Genomic DNA, 18,184 nt, shown 5'->3' with positions numbered 1-18,184 from the left:
TTTCGCGACTTCGGTTGTCGGCGCTACATGGCGCGGGTCGAAGCTTCGGGCAGGGCGGCGAGTTCCTCGGCGGTCAGCGTCGTTTCCAGCGCGCGGTCGTTGCCCTCGCCGGTCATCGAGAGGTCGTCCATCCGGACGAGAACGGCCTTGCCGCCATCCTCCAGCCGCGCGAGGACGCCGTTCGCCTCGCCCATCGCGCCGCGACGCACCTGCATCACCTCGCCCGCGACTTCGCCGTCTGCGGTGACGAGATTCATGTCGAGCAGATCGCGCTCGCTTACGCCGAGTTCCTCCACCTGGTTGTCGAGCGTGGAGGCGGTTTCCGAAGGCGTCGGCAGCGCGGCCTGGGTGGCGGCGGCGTCAGGTTCCGCATCCGAACCGCAGCCTGTCAGGCTGGCGAGGGCAAGCGGAAGCACGGCGTATTTCGCGAATTTCATCATAGGCTCCGGGGGGTTGTCGTCACGTTAGGTCAATTCGCGATTGCAGCATCGGTTTCCCGATACAACTGAAAAGTGCGGCGCGCATTCAAGCGGGCGCTACCGAAGGCGCCGTTTGCGCGATGTCCTAATTTTTCGTAAATCCGACCTTGTGTATTTCGGACCCGAACCGCTTGAGGCGCGTATAAGATCCCAAGAGCTACGCCGATGCGTATGTCGACGATCACGACCTAGAAGCCGCCTGCCCGAACGATGAAGAAAGAACAGTCAGCAGTATCGAAATCGGTCTTCCGGGCGAGATTGGCTGGTTCGATATTGGCGGTATTGTTTCCGGGGTGCTCCCTACTTGCGCAGCAAGGCGGCGATACGGCGGAAGGGTTGGCGACCGCGGAAGTCGTCGAGCCAATCCGGGCCACCAAACTGTCCGACCTCGCCTTCGGCGGCGTTGTCGTGGAGCGCGATTCGGGCGGTGCGGTGCGTGTTCCCGCCGACTCGAGCGGGGTCGTTCATTCGGGTTCGGCACGCCCGCAGTGCCGGGCCGGCGGGTGCGAAACGCATCCCGCGCGCTTCCGCGTCTCCGGCGAGGCTGACCGCGTCTATCGCATCCACGCACCCGCTGCCGTCACCGCGACCGGCGCGCTGACGGGCGCAAGCCTGGCCGTTACCGACCTTACCATCCGCAGCGACAACGCGCCGGACCTGGCCGCTGGCGGGCGGCTCGATGCCGAGGGGCGCGACCGCTTTGCCCTGGGCGGGACGCTCGCCGTGCCGGCCGGCACGCGCCCGGACTATTTCCGCGCCGACATCGCCGTGACGGTCAGCTACGACTGAGGGGGCGGCTCGGCTTCGTCTCCCTGCCGCTCGTCATGGTCGCCTCTCCCGAAATCGGGGCGGGCGTCGTCCTGCCCCATGGCGAGGATCCCGCGGCGGATGGCCCGGGTGCGGCTGAACAGATCGTGCATCGCCTGACCGTCTCCCTCGCGGATGGCGCTGGTCATCGCGTCGAGATCGGCGGTGAAGCGCCCCAGCATGGCCAGCACCGCGTCGCGGTTATGGAGAAAGACGTCGCGCCACATGGTCGGATCGGATGCGGCAATGCGGGTAAAATCGCGAAAGCCGCCGGCGGAATACTTGATGACCTCGCTGCGCGTCACCTCCTCGAGATCGCTGGCCGTACCCACGATGGTATAGGCGATGAGGTGCGGGATGTGACTGGTAACGGCGAGAACGAGGTCGTGATGCGCCGGCTCCATCACCTCGACGGTAGCCCCCAGCGCGCGCCAGAACGCGGCCAGCGCGTCCACCTGCGCGGCCTCGGCGTGGGCGGGCGGGGTGAGGATGCACCAGCGATGATGGAACAGGCTGGAAAAGCCGGCATCGGGGCCCGATTGCTCGGTGCCTGCGACGGGGTGGGCGGGGATGATCGCGTGGTTCGGTAGCGCCTGCTCCAGCGCGCCCGCCACGCCCTGCTTCGACGATCCGACGTCGCTGACGAGGCAATCCGGGGACAGGCCGGGCGCGACGGCGTGCGCCGCCTGGGCCATCGCGCCCACCGGTACGCACAGGATGACGAGATCGGCGCCGCGCACGGCCTCGGCGGGATCGTCGGCGATAGTGGCGACAAGGCCGCGTTCCCGCGCCCGCTCGCGCACCGCCGGGTCCGCATCCCAGCCAGCGGAGGCGACGCCGGGAAGATGTTCGCGCATGGCGAGGCCGATGGACCCGCCCAGCAGGCCCAGCCCCACGATGGCGACGCGGGAGAAGGTCACCCGGCCTCTCCGCACAGGCGGCGCAACGTGGCGGCGATATCGGCCATCTGCGCGGTCGTGCCGATGGTTATGCGCAGCGCGTGGGGAAGGCCCTGCCCCGGCAGGTGCCGCACGGCGTAGCCGTCGCGCGCCAGCGCGGCGAGAGCGGCGTCTGCGGTAACCTCGCCCTCGAACAGCACCAGCACGAAATTCGCCTCGCTCGGCACGGCACGCAGCCCGTGATTGCCGAGGCTCTCGATCACGTTCACGAAACGGGTCCGCTCGGCGGCGTTGTGGTCGCGCGAGCGGGCGACGAAGTCCCGGTCGCCAAGCGCCGCTATCCCCGCGCGTTGACCGCTGGCGGTGACGTTGAACGGCCCGCGGATGCGGTTGAGCGCATCGACCAGATGCGGCGCGCCGGTCGCCCAGCCGATGCGCTCGCCGGCAAGCCCGTGGATCTTGGAGAAGGTACGCGTGACGAGCACGTTGCCGGCTCCGGCGGCCAGGGCCATGCCGCCATCGTCCTCGCCATCGGGCAGGTACTCGGCATAGGCCTGATCGAGCACCAGCAGGATATCGGGGCGAAGGCCCGCATGGAGACGCTCGACCTCCGCGCGCGGCAGCCAGGTGCCGGTCGGGTTGTTGGGGTTGGCGAGGAAGACGACGCGCGTATCCGCATTCACGCAGGCCAGCAGCGCGTCCACATCCGTGCCGTAATCGGCGTCGGGCGCTACCACCACTTGTGCCCCGCAGCGGCGTGTGGCGATGTCGTAGACAGAAAAGCCGTAGCGGACATGGACGATGTTGTCGCCCGGACCGGCGAAGGCCTGCGCCGCCAGGTTGAGCAGTTCGTCCGAACCCGTACCGCACACGATTCGCGCCGGGTCCAGCCCGTGCGCCTTGCCGATGGCCTCGCGCAGGGCGAGCGCGTCGGGGTCGGGATAGCGTTCGGGCGTCCCCGCCTCCGCCAGCACGGCCAGGGCGCGGGGCGAGGTGCCGAGCGGATTCTCGTTCGCCGACAGCTTCACCAGCTCGCGCCCGTCGACGCCCCTGGCCCGTCCGGGGACATAGGCATGGATATCCGCGATCCACGGCTTCACGTGCGGGCGGTCGGCGGAGTGCGGCACGGGTGCGTCGTCAGTCATCGGCTCTGCCGATAGCGGCGCTTCGCGGCGATTGACAGCCCGCACGACCTCGCGCATCGCGCCTTCCATTCGCGATGGCCAGCACGAAAACCCCCCATGCCCCTCGCGCGGTGCGCCTGCCGCATCCGCTTCCGCTCGATAGCGGGCGCGAACTGGCGGATGTGCATGTCGCCTACGAAACCTACGGCGAACTCGCGCCCGCCCGCGACAACGCCATCCTGCTGTGCCACGCGCTCACGGGCGACCAGTATGTCGCCAGCACCCATCCGCTGACGGGCAAGCCGGGCTGGTGGGAACGCATGGTCGGCCACGGCCGGCCGATCGACACGAACCGTTTTCACGTCGTGTGCGCCAACGTGATCGGCAGCTGCATGGGGTCCACCGGTCCGGCCAGCGCCGGGCCGGACGGCGAACCATACGCCATGCGCTTCCCCGTGATCACCATCCGCGACATGGTGCGCGCCCAGGCCGCGCTGCTCGACGTACTGGGAATCGACACGCTGCTTGCTGTAATCGGCGGGTCGATGGGCGGGATGCAGGCGCTTTCGCTGGCGGCGAATTTTCCCGAGCGCACGAACCGGGTTCTCGGCATCGCAACGACGGCGCGGCACAGCGCGCAGAACATCGCCTTTCACGAGGTCGGGCGGCAGGCGATCATGGCCGATCCGGGCTGGAACGGCGGCGACTATTACGGGGCGGCGGGCGGACCGGAAAAGGGGCTGGCCGTGGCCCGCATGGCGGCGCACATCACCTATCTTTCGGAAGCGGGCCTGACCGACAAGTTCGGCCGCCGGTTGCAGGATCGCGACGCCAAGAGCTTCGGTTTCGACGCCGATTTCCAGGTGGAAAGCTATCTGCGCCACCAGGGATTGAGCTTCACCGACCGGTTCGACGCGAACAGCTATCTCTACATCACCCGCGCGATGGATTACTTCGACCTTGCCGAGGAGCATGGCGGACGCCTAGCTGATGCCTTCGGCGGGGCGGGGGAAACACGCTTCTGTCTCGTCAGCTTCGACACCGACTGGCTGTATTCCACCGCCGACATGCGCGAGGTGGTTCACGCCCTCAACGCCGTTGCCGCGCCAGTCAGCTTCGTTGAACTGGGCGCTCCCTACGGCCATGACAGCTTCCTGCTCGACGTGCCGGCGCTGGACCGGGTGGTCGCGGGGTTCCTCTCGCAATGAAACCGTCGACCGCCTACGACCTGCGGCCCGATCTGGAAAAGATCGCCCACCATGTCCGGCGCGAGGCGCGCGTGCTCGACGTGGGGTGCGGGGCGGGCGATCTGATGGCGGTGCTACGCGATGCCCGAGGCTGCGACGCGCGCGGCATGGAAATCGATGCGAAGCTGGTCGAGCGGGCGGTGGCGCGCGGACTGTCCGTGGTGCAGGGCGACGCCAATCGCGACCTCGCCGACTATCCCGACAATGCCTTCGATGTCGCCATTCTCAGCCAGACCCTGCAGACGGCGCAGCGACCCGACTGGCTGCTGCGTCAGCTCCTGCGCGTCGGACGGGAGGCCTTCGTCAGCTTCCCCAATTTCGCCTACTGGCGGATGCGCGCCGCGCTGCTGGCGAAGGGACGCATGCCGGTGACGCGGCATCTGCCGGGCAGCTGGTACGAAACGCCTAACATCCATCACCTGACCATCGCCGATTTCCGCGAGTATCTGGCGGGCAGGCGGGTTATCCTCGCCGACAGCTGGTTCTTCGCCGGAGGGCGGGAGATCGGGCGGGCGCGGGCGAATCTGCGCGCCGAGCATGCGGTCTTCCGGTTGAGCCGGGAATAGAGCGCTTCAGGCGGCAAGCGTATCGCGACGCCCGGACGCGATCCGTTCGCCCGCGATGCACACCCGGTCGCGGCCCGCCACCTTCGCGGCATAGAGCGCCCCGTCAGCCTCGGCCATGACCGCGTCGACCTCGCAGCCGGCGGCAAAGGGCGCGATGCCGAAGCTGGCGGTAATGCGATGGTCGCCGACCACCTCGACCAGGCGCAGCGTGGCGATCTCGGACCGCATTGTCTCGGCAAAAGCCCGCGCCCGGGAAATCGTCGCGCCCGGCATCCAGACGGCGAACTCCTCTCCGCCGATCCGCGCCGGCATTTCCGGCCCGTCGAACAGGTCGGCAAAGGCGCGGATCACGGCATCTCCCGCAGGATGGCCGAAGCGGTCGTTGATGGTCTTGAACTTGTCGATGTCGCACAGCACCAGCGCCCCGCCGCGCTGCCGGTTGGCGGCGGCGTAGTCCTCGAAGGCGCGGCGGTTGGGCAGGCCGGTCATGTAGTCGCGCTCGGCCTCCAGGCGATGGCTGGCGAGCGCGTTCGCGACGACCCGCGCGATCACGAGAAAGACGACGATCGGCACGAGCACGCTGAACGCCGTGACGAGGCTTGCCTGCAAGGCCATGTGCGACAGACTGGCGAAGGGCGTCTCGCGTCCGATCAGGATGGGGAAAACCGGGATGCGGGCGAGATGCACCACCGTGACGCAGGTCAGCGCTATGAACAGCGGCGTATCGACCGGATGGCGCGCGGCTCCGCGGCGGCGTACCGCCAGCGTCATGCGGACGAGCGCGATGGCGGCGGCCAGCTGGCTCGGCGCGGTCTGCAGGACGGGAGCGACCCGCTCCACCTGGAGAAGCACGGCGCTGGCGAGAACCAGCACGCCCGCGCCAGCGAAATAGCCTTTGCCCGAACGGTCCATCCCGTAGGCGAGGCGGACCGCTTCTCCGACACAGACATAGGACGCCGGAATGGTGACGGCGACCGCGAGAATGTCGAGCGTGGAAAGCCGTGCATCCCGCAAGGCCAGGCTCTCCCCCACGCCGATCAGCAGGGCCGCACCCAGCCAGAGCATCGCCGGGGCGCGTTGCAGCGCGGCGAAGGTGATCGCGCACAGCACGGCGAGACCGGCAACAAGGCCGGCCATCGCGAAAAGTGCGTTTATCGCCAAGCTGCCGGTAACTCCCTCGCGTCGGACGAGGGCGACGTTAGGGGAGAGACGTAAAGGCTATCCTTACACCAGGCTCCCGGCGGCGGCCTACATCGCCGAGCCGGCGATGGCGGCGAGCGAGATGGCCGGAAGCATCCCCAGCAGGCTGGCGCCGAGAAAGGCGCGGGCGCTGATCGGGGTGGCAGCGCAGCCTGCCGTCACCAGCAGGTGGGGCACCCCGCCGAGCCGCGCGCCCACGACATAAAGCGGCCCGCGCGCCGCCAGGTAATCGCCGATCCCGTCCAGCCTCTCTCCGAAACGCCGCTGCATGAAACCGGCAAGGTAGCGGCGCGAGGCGAGGAACAGCAGGTGGCTCCCCACGAGGGCGCCCAGCAGGACGACGGCAATGCCCGAAGCGCCCAGCAGCATTCCGCCGGTAAAGGACAGGGGCGTCAGCGTTCCGGGAAGCGAGAGGGCCACGACCGATGCCGTGGCGACCAGCAGTACCAGCGCGACCGCCGCCGTTCCGAACGGGGTAGCCGCGAAATGCGCGATCACGTCCAGCGGAAGGTAGGCGGAAAGAGTTTCTGTCATGCGTCGCCTGCGAAAAGACCAGATTGCGGACCCGGGCGTCAATGATAATGCGCTCGCAGGTGTAACCGATACGTTACCTCGTGGATCTGTCGTGAACGCGTAGCACGCTGTCGTCGCGGGCGAGGCAGAACAGCGAGAGCCCCGCCGCGCGCGCCCGATCCACCGCCATGCCGGTCGGCAGCGAGACGGTGGCGAGCGCGCTCGCCCCGGCGCGCACGGCCTTCTCGACGATCTCGTAGGAGCAGCGCGCGCTCGACAGGACGAACCCCGCCGCCAGGTCGACGCCCGCCACGGCGAGCGCGCCTATCAGCTTGTCGAGCGCGTTGTGCCGCCCGACATCCTCGCGCACCTCGCGAAGCGTGCCATCGCGCGCGCAGAAGGCGGCGGCATGCGCGGCACCCGTCGTCCGGCCGAGCGGCTGGTGTTCGCGCAGGGCCGCCGCCGCGCAAAGGACGGCGCGCGGGTCCAGCCGGGCATGGGGCGGCACCGGCGGCAGGGCCGCGTTGACCGCCTCGATATTCTCGATTCCGCACAGCCCGCACGAGCTTTCGGCGACCCGCGCGCGGACGCGCTCGGTCAGTTTTTCCACCCCCAGCCCGGTCAGCCGCGCGCGTACGACATGGCCGCCCTCGACGCGCGCGCTGGCTATGTCGGTGATGTCGGCATGGGTTCGCGCCAGCCCCTCGGTGAGCGCGAAGCCGCGCGCGAAATCGGCCAGATCGCGGGGCGTCGCCATCATGACCGCGTAGGACAGGCCGTTATATTCAAGCGCGACGGGCACCTCCGGCACCCACTGCCGGCGAACAGGCATTATGGTGCCGTCCGCGCGGAATTCGGTCGCTTCCCCGCTATCTGGCGCGGCGGTCATGGCGCGCGAGGTCGGCAGGCGTATTGATGTTGCCGGGGGGATCGCCGCTTTCCACCCCGCGCGCGCCGATCGCTTCCGCAAACGCGAGCATTGAATGGCGTCCGTCCGAATGGAGGACGGCATCTGCGGTCGCGGCACCCGCGGTCGGCCAGTGCCCGATCACGGGTTGCACGGCGAGATAGGCCGGGGCGGGGGAAAGCAGGTCGAGCAGGTCGCCCGGCAGCGCGACCGAATCCACCCCGCAGGTCAGCACGCTGTCGTAATCCTCGTCCTCCGCCAGGCGCAGGGCGGCGGCCACGCCGGCCAGCGGCCCCATGCCGGCGCGCGGCCAGTCGGGGATACAGGGCGCCGGTCCGCTCTCGCGGCCGACGATGACCACGAATTCGCACCAGCCCGACAGCGCATCCACGGCGCGCGCCAGCAGCGTGCGACCGTCCAGCCGCGCCTGTGCCTTGTCGAAACCGAAACGAGTCGACTGTCCACCCGCCAGCACCGCCCCCAGGATCATGCCTTCAGCCTCTCGGCATGCCAGGCGATGTTTCCGGCGATGAAGGTGGAGACGAAGAAATAGGAATGGTCGTAGCCTTCGTGCATGTGGACCGCGGCATCCATCCCGGCATGACGCAGCGCATCGGACAGGAGCCAGGTCTTGAGCTGTTCGTCGAGAAACTGGTCGTCGCGGCCCTGATGCACCACCAGATTGTCGATCCGCGCACCGTCCTCGATCAGCGCGACGCTGTCATAGGGTCGCCAGGCTTCGCGGTCGGGGCCGAGATAGCCGGTCATTGCCTTCTCTCCCCACGGGCAGTTCAGCGGCGAGACGATCGGCGAGAAGGCGCTGGTCGAGCGGAACCGGCCCGGATTGCGCAGGCTGACGGTGAGCGCGCCGTGCCCGCCCATCGAATGGCCGGCAATCCCCTGCCGCTCCATGTCGACGGGGAAATTCTGCGCGACGACATCCATGAACTCGTCCTCGATATAGGAGCGCATCCGGAAACTGTCCGCCCACGGATCCTGCGTGGCATCGACGTAGAAGCCGGCGCCCTTGCCGAAATCGTATGCCTCGTCGTCGGGAACTTCGTCTCCGCGCGGGGATGTGTCGGGGCATACGAAGATGATGCCGTGTTCCGAACACGCTTCCTTGTATTCGAGCTTGTTCATCGCGTTTTCGTGCGTGCAGGTCAGGCCCGACAGCCACCAGATCACCGGCAGCCTGCCCGTGCTGCGATGTTCCGGTTCGTACACGGCGAAGGTCATCGGCGTCCCGGTGGTACGGCTATCGTGCCGGTAGGCGCCCTGGGTTCCGCCGTAGCAGCGGCTTTGCGAAATGGTTTCCAAATCTCTCTCCACTTGTCAGGCCAGCCGCATGGCGAGGCCGAGAACGGTATTCCCGATGACCGGTAGCAGCAGGCTTCCGGAATTGAGGCGCATGAGCACCAGGATTGTTCCGACGAGCACGTGATAGCCGATCTCGCGCACCTGGATAGCGATGGCCGTGCCTTCGGCCCCGATACCCTGCGTCAGGGCGTAGAGCAGGGTGGTCAGCACCGCCGCCCAGCCCAGCGCGCGCACCGTACCGCCGAGGGCCGCCGCCAGCAGCGAGAGCAGCAAGCCGCGAAACGCAAGCTCCTCGGCGGGGCCGGACAGCAGCAGGGGGTAGAGCCGTCCGCCTCCCGTGGCCGGCTCGGCGCCCGCGCCTGCCAGCCAGCCCATGAGGGCGAGGAGGAGGATACCGGCGAGGGACCAGGTCAGCGAACCGGCCCTCTGTCTGATCGTCAGCCCCAGCCCTTCCGGCGTCAGCCAGCCGTGCCGGGTGCGCGCATTGGCGAGCAGCAGCAAGGCCATCGCCGCCCCCGCGGCAAGCTGCGCCAGCCTGCCGATCCAGCGCGCTTGCGCGACCGTGTCGGCATAGCCTGTCGGCAAAGAGGTGTAGCCAGCCAGGGCGTAGAGAGCATGCACCGCGAGAGCGAGCGCCAGCCATCGCCACACGATCCGGACTTGTCCGGAAACGCGCAGGATTGCGAGAACGAGCAGCGGAACGACCCACCAGCAGGCGAACAGGACGAGCGACACGGCGGGCGTCACGCGCGGGTGCGCCCGTCGTCAGTCGCGCCTGCGGGCGGGGAGCCGCACCCGCTCAACCGATCCGGTGAATGGCGCACAGCTTGTTGCCGTCCGGATCGCGGACATAGGCAAGGTTCATCGGACCGAGCGCCCCGCCGTCGCGCTGACCGGGAGGATCCTCGATCGCCGTCCCGCCGTTCTTCACCGCCGCGTCGTGAAAGGCTTTCACCTGATCGAGCGACTGGCACTTGAAGCCGACCGTCGAACCGTTGCCGCCGGTCGCCGGTTCGGCGTTGATCGGTTCGCTGATGGCGAAGGTCGACCCGTCGTGGATGTAGAAATACCGCACCTGGCCCGACCGGTTCTCGCTGCGCATTGCCTCGCCCGCTCCCAGCGTGGCCAGAACCGCGTCGTAAAAACGCTTTGACCGTTCGATGTCGTTCGATCCGACCATCACATGACTGAGCATCTGCCGCTTCCTCCTTCAGTAGATGACCACGCCGCGAATGCTCTCGCCGCTTTCCATCAGTTCGAAACCCTTGTTGATCTCCTCCAGGCTCAGCCGGTGGGTGATGAGCGGGTCGATCTCGATCTTCTTGTCCATGTACCAGTCGACTATCTTCGGCACGTCAGTCCGGCCCCTCGCGCCGCCGAAGGCGGTGCCGCGCCAGTTGCGGCCCGTCACCAGCTGGAAGGGGCGTGTCTCGATCGTCGCGCCGGCCTCGGCCACGCCGATGATGACGCTGGTGCCCCAGCCCTTGTGGCAGCATTCCAGCGCCTGGCGCATGACATCGGTGTTGCCGATACATTCGAAGCTGTAATCGACACCGCCGCCGGTCATCTCCACGATCGCGGCGACGACATCGCCGGTTTCGCGGGCGTTGACGAAATGCGTCATGCCGAACCTGCGGCCCCACTCCTCGCGATCCGGGTTGAGATCGACGCCGATGATCGTGTCCGCGCCTGCAAGTCTGGCACCCTGGATGACGTTCAGGCCGATACCGCCGAGGCCGAATACCGCCACCGTATCGCCAGGCCGCACATCGGCGGTGTTGACCACCGCGCCGACACCCGTGGTCACGCCGCAGCCGACATAGCAGGTGGTGTCGAACGGCGCGTCCTCGCGGATCTTCGCCACCGCGATTTCCGGCAGAACGGTGAAGTTGGAGAAGGTCGAAGTACCCATGTAGTGATGGATCGTGCGCCCGTTGTAGGAAAAGCGGCTGGTCCCATCCGGCATCAGACCCTTGCCCTGCGTCTCGCGGATGGCGCTGCACAGGTTGGTCTTGCCCGACAGGCACATCGCGCATTGCCGGCATTCGGGCGTGTATAGCGGGATGACGTGATCGCCTTCGGCTACGCTGGTGACGCCCTTGCCGACCTCTCGCACGACGCCGCACCCTTCATGACCCAGCACGCTGGGAAAGATGCCCTCGGGATCCTTGCCCGACAGCGTGTAGGCATCGGTGTGACAGATGCCTGTCGCCATCAGCTCCACCAGCACTTCGCCGTCCTCGGGGCCGTCGAGGTCGAGTTCGACGATCTCGAGCGGCTGTTTCGCTTCGAAGGCGACGGCGGCTCTGGTCTTCATGTCGTGGCTGCTCCGGTTGTGTCTGTTCGTAAGCGCTGCCTAGGGAAGCGCGGCGCCCGCGCCAAGGGACGCGCGCAAAAAGAAGGGGCCGGAACCCGCCATCGGGTTCCGGCCCCTTCACCGCTCCTGGTCCACAGGAGTGAGGCGTTACGCCGCCGGGCTTACCAGGTCATCTGGAAGCCGGCCCGGGCGCCGACTTCGCCTTCGTCGAAGCCGATGCCCACGCCGCCGGTGAAGGCGGCGTTGTCGCTGATGCGCGCCGCGACGCTGGCCGAGCCGGCGACGCGGTTGTTGTAGTAGCCGAAGCCGCCGGCGATGCCGAAGCTGTCGGTCGGCATGAGCACCGGCGATTCCATCGACAGCGCCATGGCGACGCCCTCATTGGCTTCGCGCACGCCGCTGGCGTTCTCGTTGGCGAGATCGAACAACGTGGCCGTCTGGCCCTGCAGCGTGCCGATCGCGGCCGAGTTGGACGCGATGCTGGCGGTGTTGGCGCTGATGAGGCCGCTGTTCACCGCGATGGCGGCGGTGTTGTCGGCCACGTCGGCGGCGCTGGCGAAGCCGGACAGGTCCGGGCCGGCCACCAGGCCGAGCGTGCCGTTGGCGTCAGCCGTCACGAAGCTGAGCGCACCCATCTGCGATGCCGTGCTGGTTCCCAGGCTGGCAATGACGACTTGGCCGTCATTGGTGGCCTGCGCGCCGTTGCCGATGGCGATCGAGTTGGTCCCTGACGCGACCGATTCGTTGCCGATGGCGACCGAGGTTTCACCCGTGGCGGAGGCGGATTCGCCGACGGCCAGCGAGCGTACACCTTCGGCCCGCGCCAGATGACCGAGCGCGGTGGCGCGTTCTTCGATCGCCGCCGACTGCCAGCCGATCGAGGTCGTGCCGGGGCTGTTGGCGAAGCTCTCTCCGCCGAACGCGGTGGACGAGGGGCCCCGCGCAACGGCGCTGTCACCCACGGCGATGGAATCTTCGCCGGTGGCGATCGCCTCGTTGCCGATGGCGGTCGAGTAGTCGGAGCGGGCATCGGCGTTCTCGCCGATGGCCAGCGAGCGCACGCCCTGCGCGGTGGCGAGGTGGCCGACCGCGGTGGCGCGTTCGTCAGTGGCCGCCGACTGCCAGCCGATCGAGGTCGTGCCGGGGCTGTTGGCGAAGCTCTCTCCGCCGAACGCGGTGGACGAGGGGCCCCGGGCCACGGCGCTGTCACCCACGGCGATGGAATCTTCGCCGGTGGCGATCGCCTCGTTGCCGATGGCGGTCGAGTAGTCGGAGCGGGCATCGGCGTTCTCGCCGATGGCCAGCGAGCGCACGCCCTGCGCGGTGGCGAGGTGGCCGACCGCGGTGGCGCGTTCGTCAGTGGCCGCCGACTGCCAGCCGATCGAGGTCGTGCCGGGGCTGTTGGCGAAGCTCTCGCCGCCAATGGCGGTGGAGGACGCGCCGCGCGCCACGGCGCTGTCGCCAATGGCCAGCGCGTCTTCGCCGGTGGCGACGGAATCGTTGCCGATGGCGGTGGACTGGTCCGAACGGGCCTGCGCGTTGTAGCCGATGGCGAGCGAATCGAGGCCGGCCGCGCTCGCGTCGCTGCCGAACGCCGCGGCGTTGTCACCGGTCGCCGCGGCGCGCACGCCGATGGCGACGGCGCTCATATTGTCGGCGCTGCTGAAGGAGCCGATGGCGATCGCATCCTGACCGAGCGCCTCGGTATCCGAACCCAGCGCGATCGAACCGATGCCGGCAGCCAGCGCGCCGGTCCCGTTGAAATCGCTGTCGGCGCCGATGGCGAGCGCTTCCTGGCCCGAGGCGGTGGCGCGGTAATTGCCGGCGAACGAGAGGAAACCCGAGGCATTCGCTTCCAGACCGATGGCGGTCGCGCCATCGTTGGTGGCGCTCGCCGCGGCGCCCAGTGCGGTCGCGCCGAAGCCGGTCGCCTCGGAACTGTGACCGAAGGCGGAGGCGTTCACGTTGGTGGCGGACGACTCTCCGCCGACGGCGGTCGAGTTGTCGCCGGCGGTCTCGGCTTCCTCACCGCAGGCCAGCGCGTCTTCGCCGACGGCGTTGGCATTGGCGGTGGTGGTGGTTGCCAGGCCGTCATTCGTCAGAACGCATTCGTATCCGTCGTCGCCGACGATTTCCTGCGCACTGGCGGCGGTGGCAAACAGTCCGGCGCCCGCAGTGCCGGCGAGCAACGCCAGCGTCAGTGTCTTTGTCTGTGAATTGTTCATCCTCATGTCCTTCCTGATGTGTGGACCAGAAATGCCGGAAACGAAGAGCGCGAGAACACGCGAAGAAAAGTGTGCGAAAGCTGTCTTGCGAAGCTTGGCAAATCCCTCTCCCGAACTCGAACGGACCCTCATCCGCGGCGTTATCCCCCCTGGGGAGACAGACACCATACGCACGAAATCGCAATTCGGCACCATCCAAAAGCAAATTAAATCGCTGGCGGGGCTTGTTCTAAGTCACTTGCAACAAAGGTTTCCGATCATAGGCAGGGGCGGGAGATCAGGCCGGGTTCATCGCGGCGCGCACACCGGTGTTGCGATGATCCGACCGTCCGCCATGCTCGCCCTGTCCGCCACGCTCGCCGCGTCTGCCGCACCCGCCCTCGCGCAAGCCGCTCCGCCGCCTGTGGCCGGACAATCATCAGGGCGCTCGCAAATATCGCTGGAACAGCGCATGCTGATGCGATGTTCGGCGGCTTTCGCGCTTGCCCACGCGCGCCGGCAGTCGGGCGAGGGCGCGGCGGCGCGCCTGCCCGATCCCGGTCCGCGCGGACGCGATTTCTTCGTGCGTTCGGCGGCGCGGGTGATGGACGAGGCGGGCCTTACCCGCGAACAAATCGCTGCCGAGCTTGCCGCCGAGGCGCGCGATCTGGCGCGCGGCGACACGCTGGCGCAGGTGATGCCCGCCTGCATGGGCCTGCTGGCGCCCGATATCGACAGGCAATAGCGACGGCGACCCGCGCCCGGCTGGACCCGAAGCCCGGGCTGAGGCATTGACGCCGATGCAACATGTGGCATCTCTATCACTTCCCGCTCTGTCCCTTCAGCCGCAAGGTCCAGCTCGCCATGAGCGAGAAGAAGGTGCAGTTCGAACTCGTCAGGGTCTATCCCTGGAACGCTCCCGACACCTTTCAGGAACTCAATCCCGCCGGCCGCACGCCCGTCCTGCATGATCGGGACAAGCAGCGCGTGCTGGTCGACAGCCAGGCGATCTGCGAATATTTCGAGGAAACCGAGGCCGCCGCGCCGCTGATCCTCGGCAGCGCCGCCGCGCGCGCGGAAATCCGCCGGCTGGTGGCGCTGTTCGACGAGTGCTTCTTTGCCGACGTTACCGGGCCTTTGCTGCAGGAAAAGATGAAGAAGCGCCTCATCGCGCGCCAGTCGCCCGACAGCCGCACGCTGCGCGACGCCATGCGGCTGGCGCACGAGCATCTCGATTATGTCGACTGGCTGATCGACAACCGCCGCTGGCTGGCGGGCGCGCAGTTGAGCCTCGCCGATTTTGCCGCCGCCGCGCAGATCTCGGTGGCCGATTACCTCGGCGGGATCGACTGGTCGGGCCACGAACAGGCGCATGGCTGGTATCGCGTGCTGAAAAGCCGGCCCAGCTTCGCGCCGCTGCTCAAGCAGAAGATGGAAGGCATCCCCGCTCCCCGGCATTATGCCGACGTGAACGCGTAGGTCGTCTTTCGCTCTTTCGTCCCGGTCCGCGGGCCGTCGCCCGTGCGATCCGGTGGCCGCGGACCTGTTTTGCAACGACACGCTGACGGATCGCGCCGATCTTTTCGACGCCGGGCGCGGACTTGCGGAACGCGGCCGCCATTCCGATATTCTGGCAGCATCAATGGCCTGAGCGAGTTCGGGCGCCAAGCGATCGCATGCGCGACGGCGCGCCCGCAGCCGCCCCGCAGTAACGGCGAAGCCGGAACGACGGGATACAGGCGAGGACAGCCAGGGCGGCGGATGCCGTCGCCGGGGCTTCGAGGAGAAAACCATGCCCAAGATCGAGATGACCGAAGCGCAGTGGCGCGAACGCCTGACGCCCGAGCAGTATCATGTCCTGCGCGAGGGGGGCACCGAACGCGCCTTCACTGGCAAGTACGAGAAGAACAAGGAGGCGGGCGAATACAGGTGCGCCGCCTGCGGCCAGCCGGTGTTCGAGAGCGAGGACAAGTACGACAGCGGCTCGGGCTGGCCCAGCTTCACCGCGCCGGCCGATGGCGACGCGGTCGACACGCACGAGGACCGCTCGCACGGCATGACGCGCACCGAAGTCGTCTGCGCCAATTGCGCCAGCCATCTGGGGCACGTGTTTCCCGACGGACCCGGTCCGGACGGGCTGCGCTACTGCATCAATTCCGCCAGCCTCGATTTCGAGCCGCAAGACAAATCGGACGATTGACCGCGCCTGCCCTGTTCATTCCGGATTACGCTTGCCCTATGTAGACGCGCTTGCGAGTGGGGAACGGTGCGCTGGCGCGCACGCAATCGGGATTGACAGGTTAGATGGCCAGACGGCGGGGCTCGCGCTCCTCAAAACGTAAGGCAAAGAAGAGCGAGCGGCCGGGCGGCTTCGGAGCCGGTCTGTGGCGCTGGACGAAGCGGCTGTTCATCGCCGGGGTCGTCGCCGCGATCCTGGCAGCGATCGGCCTGACCACCGCGGTCTATTTCGCCGCGCGCAACATGCCCTCCTATTCCGCCCTGCGGCAGAGCCAGCACGGGCAGACGATCCTGGTGCGCGCGCGCGATGGCACGCAGATCGTGGAACTCGGGCCGAGCTACGGCGAATGGCTGACCGCAGACGAGATTCCCGAGGTGATGAAGCACGCTATGGTCTCGGTCGAGGACCACCGCTTCAATTCGCATTTCGGCATCGACCCCGCCGGCCTGATGCGCGCGGTATGGAACGCGCTGAACGAGGACCGGCAGGTATCCGCCACCTCCACCATCACGCAGCAGCTGGCGCGCAACATTTTCCTCAATTCCAACCGCACCGTCGACCGCAAGCTGCGCGAGGCGGTTCTGGCGATGGCGCTGGAATGGAAGTTCTCGAAGCAGGAAATCCTCGAGCTCTACCTCAACAAGGTCTATTTCGGCGGCGGCGCCTACGGCGTGGATTCCGCCAGTCGCAAGTTCTTCAGCCACTCGGCGCGCACGCTGAGCCTGGAAGAGGCGGCGATCATCGCAGGCCTGGTGAAGGCGCCCAGTCGCTATTCCCCCACCGCCGATATCGACGCGGCCGTCGGCCGCGCGAACGTGGTGGTGGATCAGATGGTGAAATATGGCGATCTCGACCCAGCCACCGCGCGCCAGGTGAATGTCGATGCGGTCAAGCTCGCCCAGCAGGACGGGCAGAACTCGATCCGCTACTTCACCGACTGGGCGCTGCCGCAGCTCGATCTGCTGCTGCCAAATTCCACCTTCGAACCGATCGAGGTGTGGACGACCATCGACATCGGCATGCAGCGCGCGGCGACCGCGGCGATCAAGTCCAACGTGCCGGGCGACGCCCAGGGTGCGCTCGTCAGCCTGGATCGCGACGGGGCGATCCTGGCGCTGGTGGGCGGCACCGATTACGTCACCAGCAATTACAACCGGGCGACCGACGCGATGCGCCAGCCCGGCTCCGCCTGGAAGCTGTTCGTCTACCTCGCCGCGCTCGAGGCGGGCTACACGCCCGACGACGCGGTGCAAGACGTGCCCGTGACGATCAACGGCTGGAGCCCGCGCAATTCGGGCGGCTCCTATGCCGGCCAGATCGACGTGCGCACGGCATTCGCCTATTCCAAGAACTCGGTCGCGGCGCAGCTCGGCAACGAAGTCGGCTTCTCCAACGTCGCCAGCATGGCGCGCCGCTTCGGCATCAGCACGCCCATTTCCACCTATCCGGCGATGGTTCTGGGATCGAGCGAGGTGCGGCTGATCGACATGACCCGCGCCTTCGCCGCCGTGTCGGCGGGCGGGCAGTCGGTCGAACCCTATGGCATCACGCGGGTGGAAACCGCCGACGGCGAAGTGCTCTACCGGCACGAGAACCAGCGCGCCTACACGCTGGTGCCCGACTACGTCGCCGCCGGCATCACCGACCTGCTGCAGACGGCGGTCGCCACCGGCACCGGCAAGGCCGCCGATATCGGCCGGCCGGTGGCGGGCAAGACGGGTACCACCAACACCAATCGCGACGGCTATTTCGTCGGCTTTTCCAGCGGCATCACCACCGGAGTGTGGATGGGGCGCGACGACAACAAGGCGGTGTCTGGTCTGCAGGGCGGCACCGCGCCCGCGCGGGCCTTCGCCGCCTACATGCGCTACGCCGTGCGCGAGAGGCCGGTGGAGGAGTTCGACACCGACCTCAAGCTGCCCGAATGGCAGCTCGAGCCCGACGACCAGTACCTGTTCGACGATGACGACTACTATTACTACATCGACGATCAGGGCAATCTGGTCGAACCGGGCGGGCCGCAGGGCGAACGCAGCGAACCCTTCGATGTCGAGGGCGAACGGCCCGGCACGCGGCGCGACAACCGCGATCCGCTCGATCCGCGCGGCGGGCCGGCGCAGCCCGGCGGAGCGCAACCGGGGCAGCCCTCGCGCGGGACGCCGCAGCCGGTGCCCCGGCAGGACGCGCCGCAGGCGGCGAGCGACGACTTCCTCGAACGCGCCACCGGCCAGCGCCTGCCGCCCGACGAGCCCGCGCCGCAGCGCCGGCCGGGCGAGCGCTACATCGACCGCCGCGACCGTTAGCCGCGCCGCATGCGAAAAGGGCCGCCCCGGTCATCCCGGAGCGGCCCGTTCGCGTCGAG

General features: G+C 68.0%; 19 protein-coding genes. 7 read left to right on the top strand and 12 right to left on the bottom strand.

Annotated features, from left to right (window positions below):
• Window positions 1-23 precede the first annotated feature (23 nt).
• Window positions 24-437: a hypothetical protein gene (locus tag EG799_RS05690; protein ID WP_123879334.1), complete on the bottom strand. Its 414-nt coding sequence runs from the start codon at window positions 435-437 to the stop codon at window positions 24-26.
• A 378-nt stretch (window positions 438-815) separates the two neighbouring features.
• On the opposite strand from EG799_RS05690, the gene EG799_RS05685 reads away from it, so the two are divergent.
• Window positions 816-1,268: a DUF4402 domain-containing protein gene (locus EG799_RS05685; protein ID WP_158611024.1), complete on the top strand. Its 453-nt coding sequence runs from the start codon at window positions 816-818 to the stop codon at window positions 1,266-1,268.
• Here the strand turns inward: EG799_RS05685 and EG799_RS05680 are convergent.
• Complete coding sequence (locus EG799_RS05680) at window positions 1,259-2,206, bottom strand: prephenate/arogenate dehydrogenase family protein (RefSeq protein WP_123879330.1); 948 nt, start codon at window positions 2,204-2,206, stop codon at window positions 1,259-1,261. The two genes, EG799_RS05685 and EG799_RS05680, sit on opposite strands and share 10 nt — an antisense overlap.
• Window positions 2,203-3,330 carry a histidinol-phosphate transaminase gene (hisC, locus tag EG799_RS05675; protein WP_123882846.1) on the bottom strand — a complete coding sequence of 376 codons (1,128 nt, stop codon included), beginning with the start codon at window positions 3,328-3,330 and terminating at the stop codon, window positions 2,203-2,205. The genes EG799_RS05680 and hisC overlap by 4 nt, the downstream gene beginning before the upstream one ends.
• Window positions 3,331-3,404: 74 nt before the next feature.
• On the opposite strand from hisC, the gene metX reads away from it, so the two are divergent.
• Together metX and metW are read left to right on the top strand one after the other, a co-directional pair.
• Window positions 3,405-4,517 (top strand): homoserine O-acetyltransferase MetX, encoded by a 1,113-nt coding sequence (gene metX, locus EG799_RS05670; protein WP_123879328.1) that lies wholly within the window; start codon window positions 3,405-3,407, stop codon window positions 4,515-4,517.
• Window positions 4,514-5,122, top strand: coding sequence for a methionine biosynthesis protein MetW (gene metW, locus EG799_RS05665; protein ID WP_123879326.1), 609 nt, complete (start codon window positions 4,514-4,516; stop codon window positions 5,120-5,122). Before metX ends, metW begins: the two co-directional genes overlap by 4 nt.
• A gap of 6 nt (window positions 5,123-5,128) precedes the next feature.
• Here the strand turns inward: metW and EG799_RS05660 are convergent, their stop codons facing one another.
• The 9 genes from EG799_RS05660 to EG799_RS05620 all read right to left on the bottom strand — a co-directional run bounded on the left by EG799_RS05660 (window position 5,129) and on the right by EG799_RS05620 (window position 13,604).
• Complete coding sequence (locus tag EG799_RS05660; RefSeq protein ID WP_123879324.1) at window positions 5,129-6,259, bottom strand: GGDEF domain-containing protein; 1,131 nt, start codon at window positions 6,257-6,259, stop codon at window positions 5,129-5,131.
• 111 nt (window positions 6,260-6,370) lie between these two features.
• On the bottom strand, window positions 6,371-6,856 hold the full coding sequence (locus EG799_RS05655; protein WP_123879322.1) for a VTT domain-containing protein: 486 nt from the start codon (window positions 6,854-6,856) through the stop codon (window positions 6,371-6,373).
• A gap of 73 nt (window positions 6,857-6,929) precedes the next feature.
• The gene (gene fdhD / locus EG799_RS05650) at window positions 6,930-7,724 is read right to left on the bottom strand and encodes a formate dehydrogenase accessory sulfurtransferase FdhD (protein ID WP_123879320.1); all 795 of its coding nucleotides are present in this window, start codon (window positions 7,722-7,724) and stop codon (window positions 6,930-6,932) included.
• Window positions 7,705-8,232, bottom strand: coding sequence for a molybdenum cofactor guanylyltransferase (gene mobA / locus EG799_RS05645; protein WP_123879318.1), 528 nt, complete (start codon window positions 8,230-8,232; stop codon window positions 7,705-7,707). The genes fdhD and mobA overlap by 20 nt, the downstream gene beginning before the upstream one ends.
• Window positions 8,229-9,062, bottom strand: coding sequence for an S-formylglutathione hydrolase (fghA, locus tag EG799_RS05640; protein ID WP_123879316.1), 834 nt, complete (start codon window positions 9,060-9,062; stop codon window positions 8,229-8,231). The genes mobA and fghA overlap by 4 nt, the downstream gene beginning before the upstream one ends.
• Before the next feature lie 15 nt (window positions 9,063-9,077).
• Window positions 9,078-9,809 carry a CPBP family glutamic-type intramembrane protease gene (locus EG799_RS05635; RefSeq protein ID WP_123879314.1) on the bottom strand — a complete coding sequence of 244 codons (732 nt, stop codon included), beginning with the start codon at window positions 9,807-9,809 and terminating at the stop codon, window positions 9,078-9,080.
• 52 nt (window positions 9,810-9,861) lie between these two features.
• Window positions 9,862-10,257, bottom strand: coding sequence for a VOC family protein (locus tag EG799_RS05630; RefSeq protein WP_123879312.1), 396 nt, complete (start codon window positions 10,255-10,257; stop codon window positions 9,862-9,864).
• Window positions 10,258-10,272: 15 nt separating this feature from the next.
• Entirely contained in the window at window positions 10,273-11,379 is a 1,107-nt protein-coding gene (locus EG799_RS05625) for an S-(hydroxymethyl)glutathione dehydrogenase/class III alcohol dehydrogenase (RefSeq protein ID WP_123879310.1), read from the bottom strand.
• A 161-nt stretch (window positions 11,380-11,540) separates the two neighbouring features.
• Window positions 11,541-13,604 carry a YadA-like family protein gene (locus tag EG799_RS05620; RefSeq protein WP_123879308.1) on the bottom strand — a complete coding sequence of 688 codons (2,064 nt, stop codon included), beginning with the start codon at window positions 13,602-13,604 and terminating at the stop codon, window positions 11,541-11,543.
• Between the two features lie 316 nt (window positions 13,605-13,920).
• On the opposite strand from EG799_RS05620, the gene EG799_RS05615 reads away from it, so the two are divergent.
• The 4 genes from EG799_RS05615 to EG799_RS05600 all read left to right on the top strand — a co-directional run bounded on the left by EG799_RS05615 (window position 13,921) and on the right by EG799_RS05600 (window position 18,125).
• Complete coding sequence (locus EG799_RS05615; protein WP_123879306.1) at window positions 13,921-14,328, top strand: hypothetical protein; 408 nt, start codon at window positions 13,921-13,923, stop codon at window positions 14,326-14,328.
• Between the two features lie 62 nt (window positions 14,329-14,390).
• On the top strand, window positions 14,391-15,062 hold the full coding sequence (locus tag EG799_RS05610; protein WP_123879304.1) for a glutathione S-transferase family protein: 672 nt from the start codon (window positions 14,391-14,393) through the stop codon (window positions 15,060-15,062).
• A 313-nt stretch (window positions 15,063-15,375) separates the two neighbouring features.
• The gene (gene msrB / locus EG799_RS05605; protein ID WP_123879301.1) at window positions 15,376-15,783 is read left to right on the top strand and encodes a peptide-methionine (R)-S-oxide reductase MsrB; all 408 of its coding nucleotides are present in this window, start codon (window positions 15,376-15,378) and stop codon (window positions 15,781-15,783) included.
• Window positions 15,784-15,887: 104 nt separating this feature from the next.
• Window positions 15,888-18,125, top strand: a complete 2,238-nt coding sequence (locus EG799_RS05600) for a PBP1A family penicillin-binding protein (RefSeq protein WP_123879299.1) — start codon at window positions 15,888-15,890, stop codon at window positions 18,123-18,125.
• The last annotated feature ends 59 nt before the right edge of the window (window positions 18,126-18,184 follow it).

It is taken from the genome of Aurantiacibacter spongiae (assembly GCF_003815535.1).
Taxonomy (GTDB): domain Bacteria; phylum Pseudomonadota; class Alphaproteobacteria; order Sphingomonadales; family Sphingomonadaceae; genus Alteraurantiacibacter; species Alteraurantiacibacter spongiae.
This window is presented reverse-complemented; position numbering and strand designations above follow the sequence as displayed.

Coding starts and splice junctions, on each gene's coding strand:
- msrB (WP_123879301.1), top strand. CDS start 15,376: ATGCCCAAGATCGAGATGACCGAAGCGCAGTGGCGCGAACGCCTGACG.
- EG799_RS05600 (WP_123879299.1), top strand. CDS start 15,888: ATGGCCAGACGGCGGGGCTCGCGCTCCTCAAAACGTAAGGCAAAGAAG.
- mobA (WP_123879318.1), bottom strand. CDS start 8,232: ATGATCCTGGGGGCGGTGCTGGCGGGTGGACAGTCGACTCGTTTCGGT.
- EG799_RS05610 (WP_123879304.1), top strand. CDS start 14,391: ATGTGGCATCTCTATCACTTCCCGCTCTGTCCCTTCAGCCGCAAGGTC.
- fdhD (WP_123879320.1), bottom strand. CDS start 7,724: ATGACCGCCGCGCCAGATAGCGGGGAAGCGACCGAATTCCGCGCGGAC.
- EG799_RS05630 (WP_123879312.1), bottom strand. CDS start 10,257: ATGCTCAGTCATGTGATGGTCGGATCGAACGACATCGAACGGTCAAAG.
- EG799_RS05625 (WP_123879310.1), bottom strand. CDS start 11,379: ATGAAGACCAGAGCCGCCGTCGCCTTCGAAGCGAAACAGCCGCTCGAG.
- EG799_RS05660 (WP_123879324.1), bottom strand. CDS start 6,259: ATGGCCGGCCTTGTTGCCGGTCTCGCCGTGCTGTGCGCGATCACCTTC.
- hisC (WP_123882846.1), bottom strand. CDS start 3,330: ATGACTGACGACGCACCCGTGCCGCACTCCGCCGACCGCCCGCACGTG.
- EG799_RS05690 (WP_123879334.1), bottom strand. CDS start 437: ATGAAATTCGCGAAATACGCCGTGCTTCCGCTTGCCCTCGCCAGCCTG.
- EG799_RS05615 (WP_123879306.1), top strand. CDS start 13,921: ATGATCCGACCGTCCGCCATGCTCGCCCTGTCCGCCACGCTCGCCGCG.
- metX (WP_123879328.1), top strand. CDS start 3,405: ATGGCCAGCACGAAAACCCCCCATGCCCCTCGCGCGGTGCGCCTGCCG.
- EG799_RS05620 (WP_123879308.1), bottom strand. CDS start 13,604: ATGAACAATTCACAGACAAAGACACTGACGCTGGCGTTGCTCGCCGGC.
- metW (WP_123879326.1), top strand. CDS start 4,514: ATGAAACCGTCGACCGCCTACGACCTGCGGCCCGATCTGGAAAAGATC.
- EG799_RS05655 (WP_123879322.1), bottom strand. CDS start 6,856: ATGACAGAAACTCTTTCCGCCTACCTTCCGCTGGACGTGATCGCGCAT.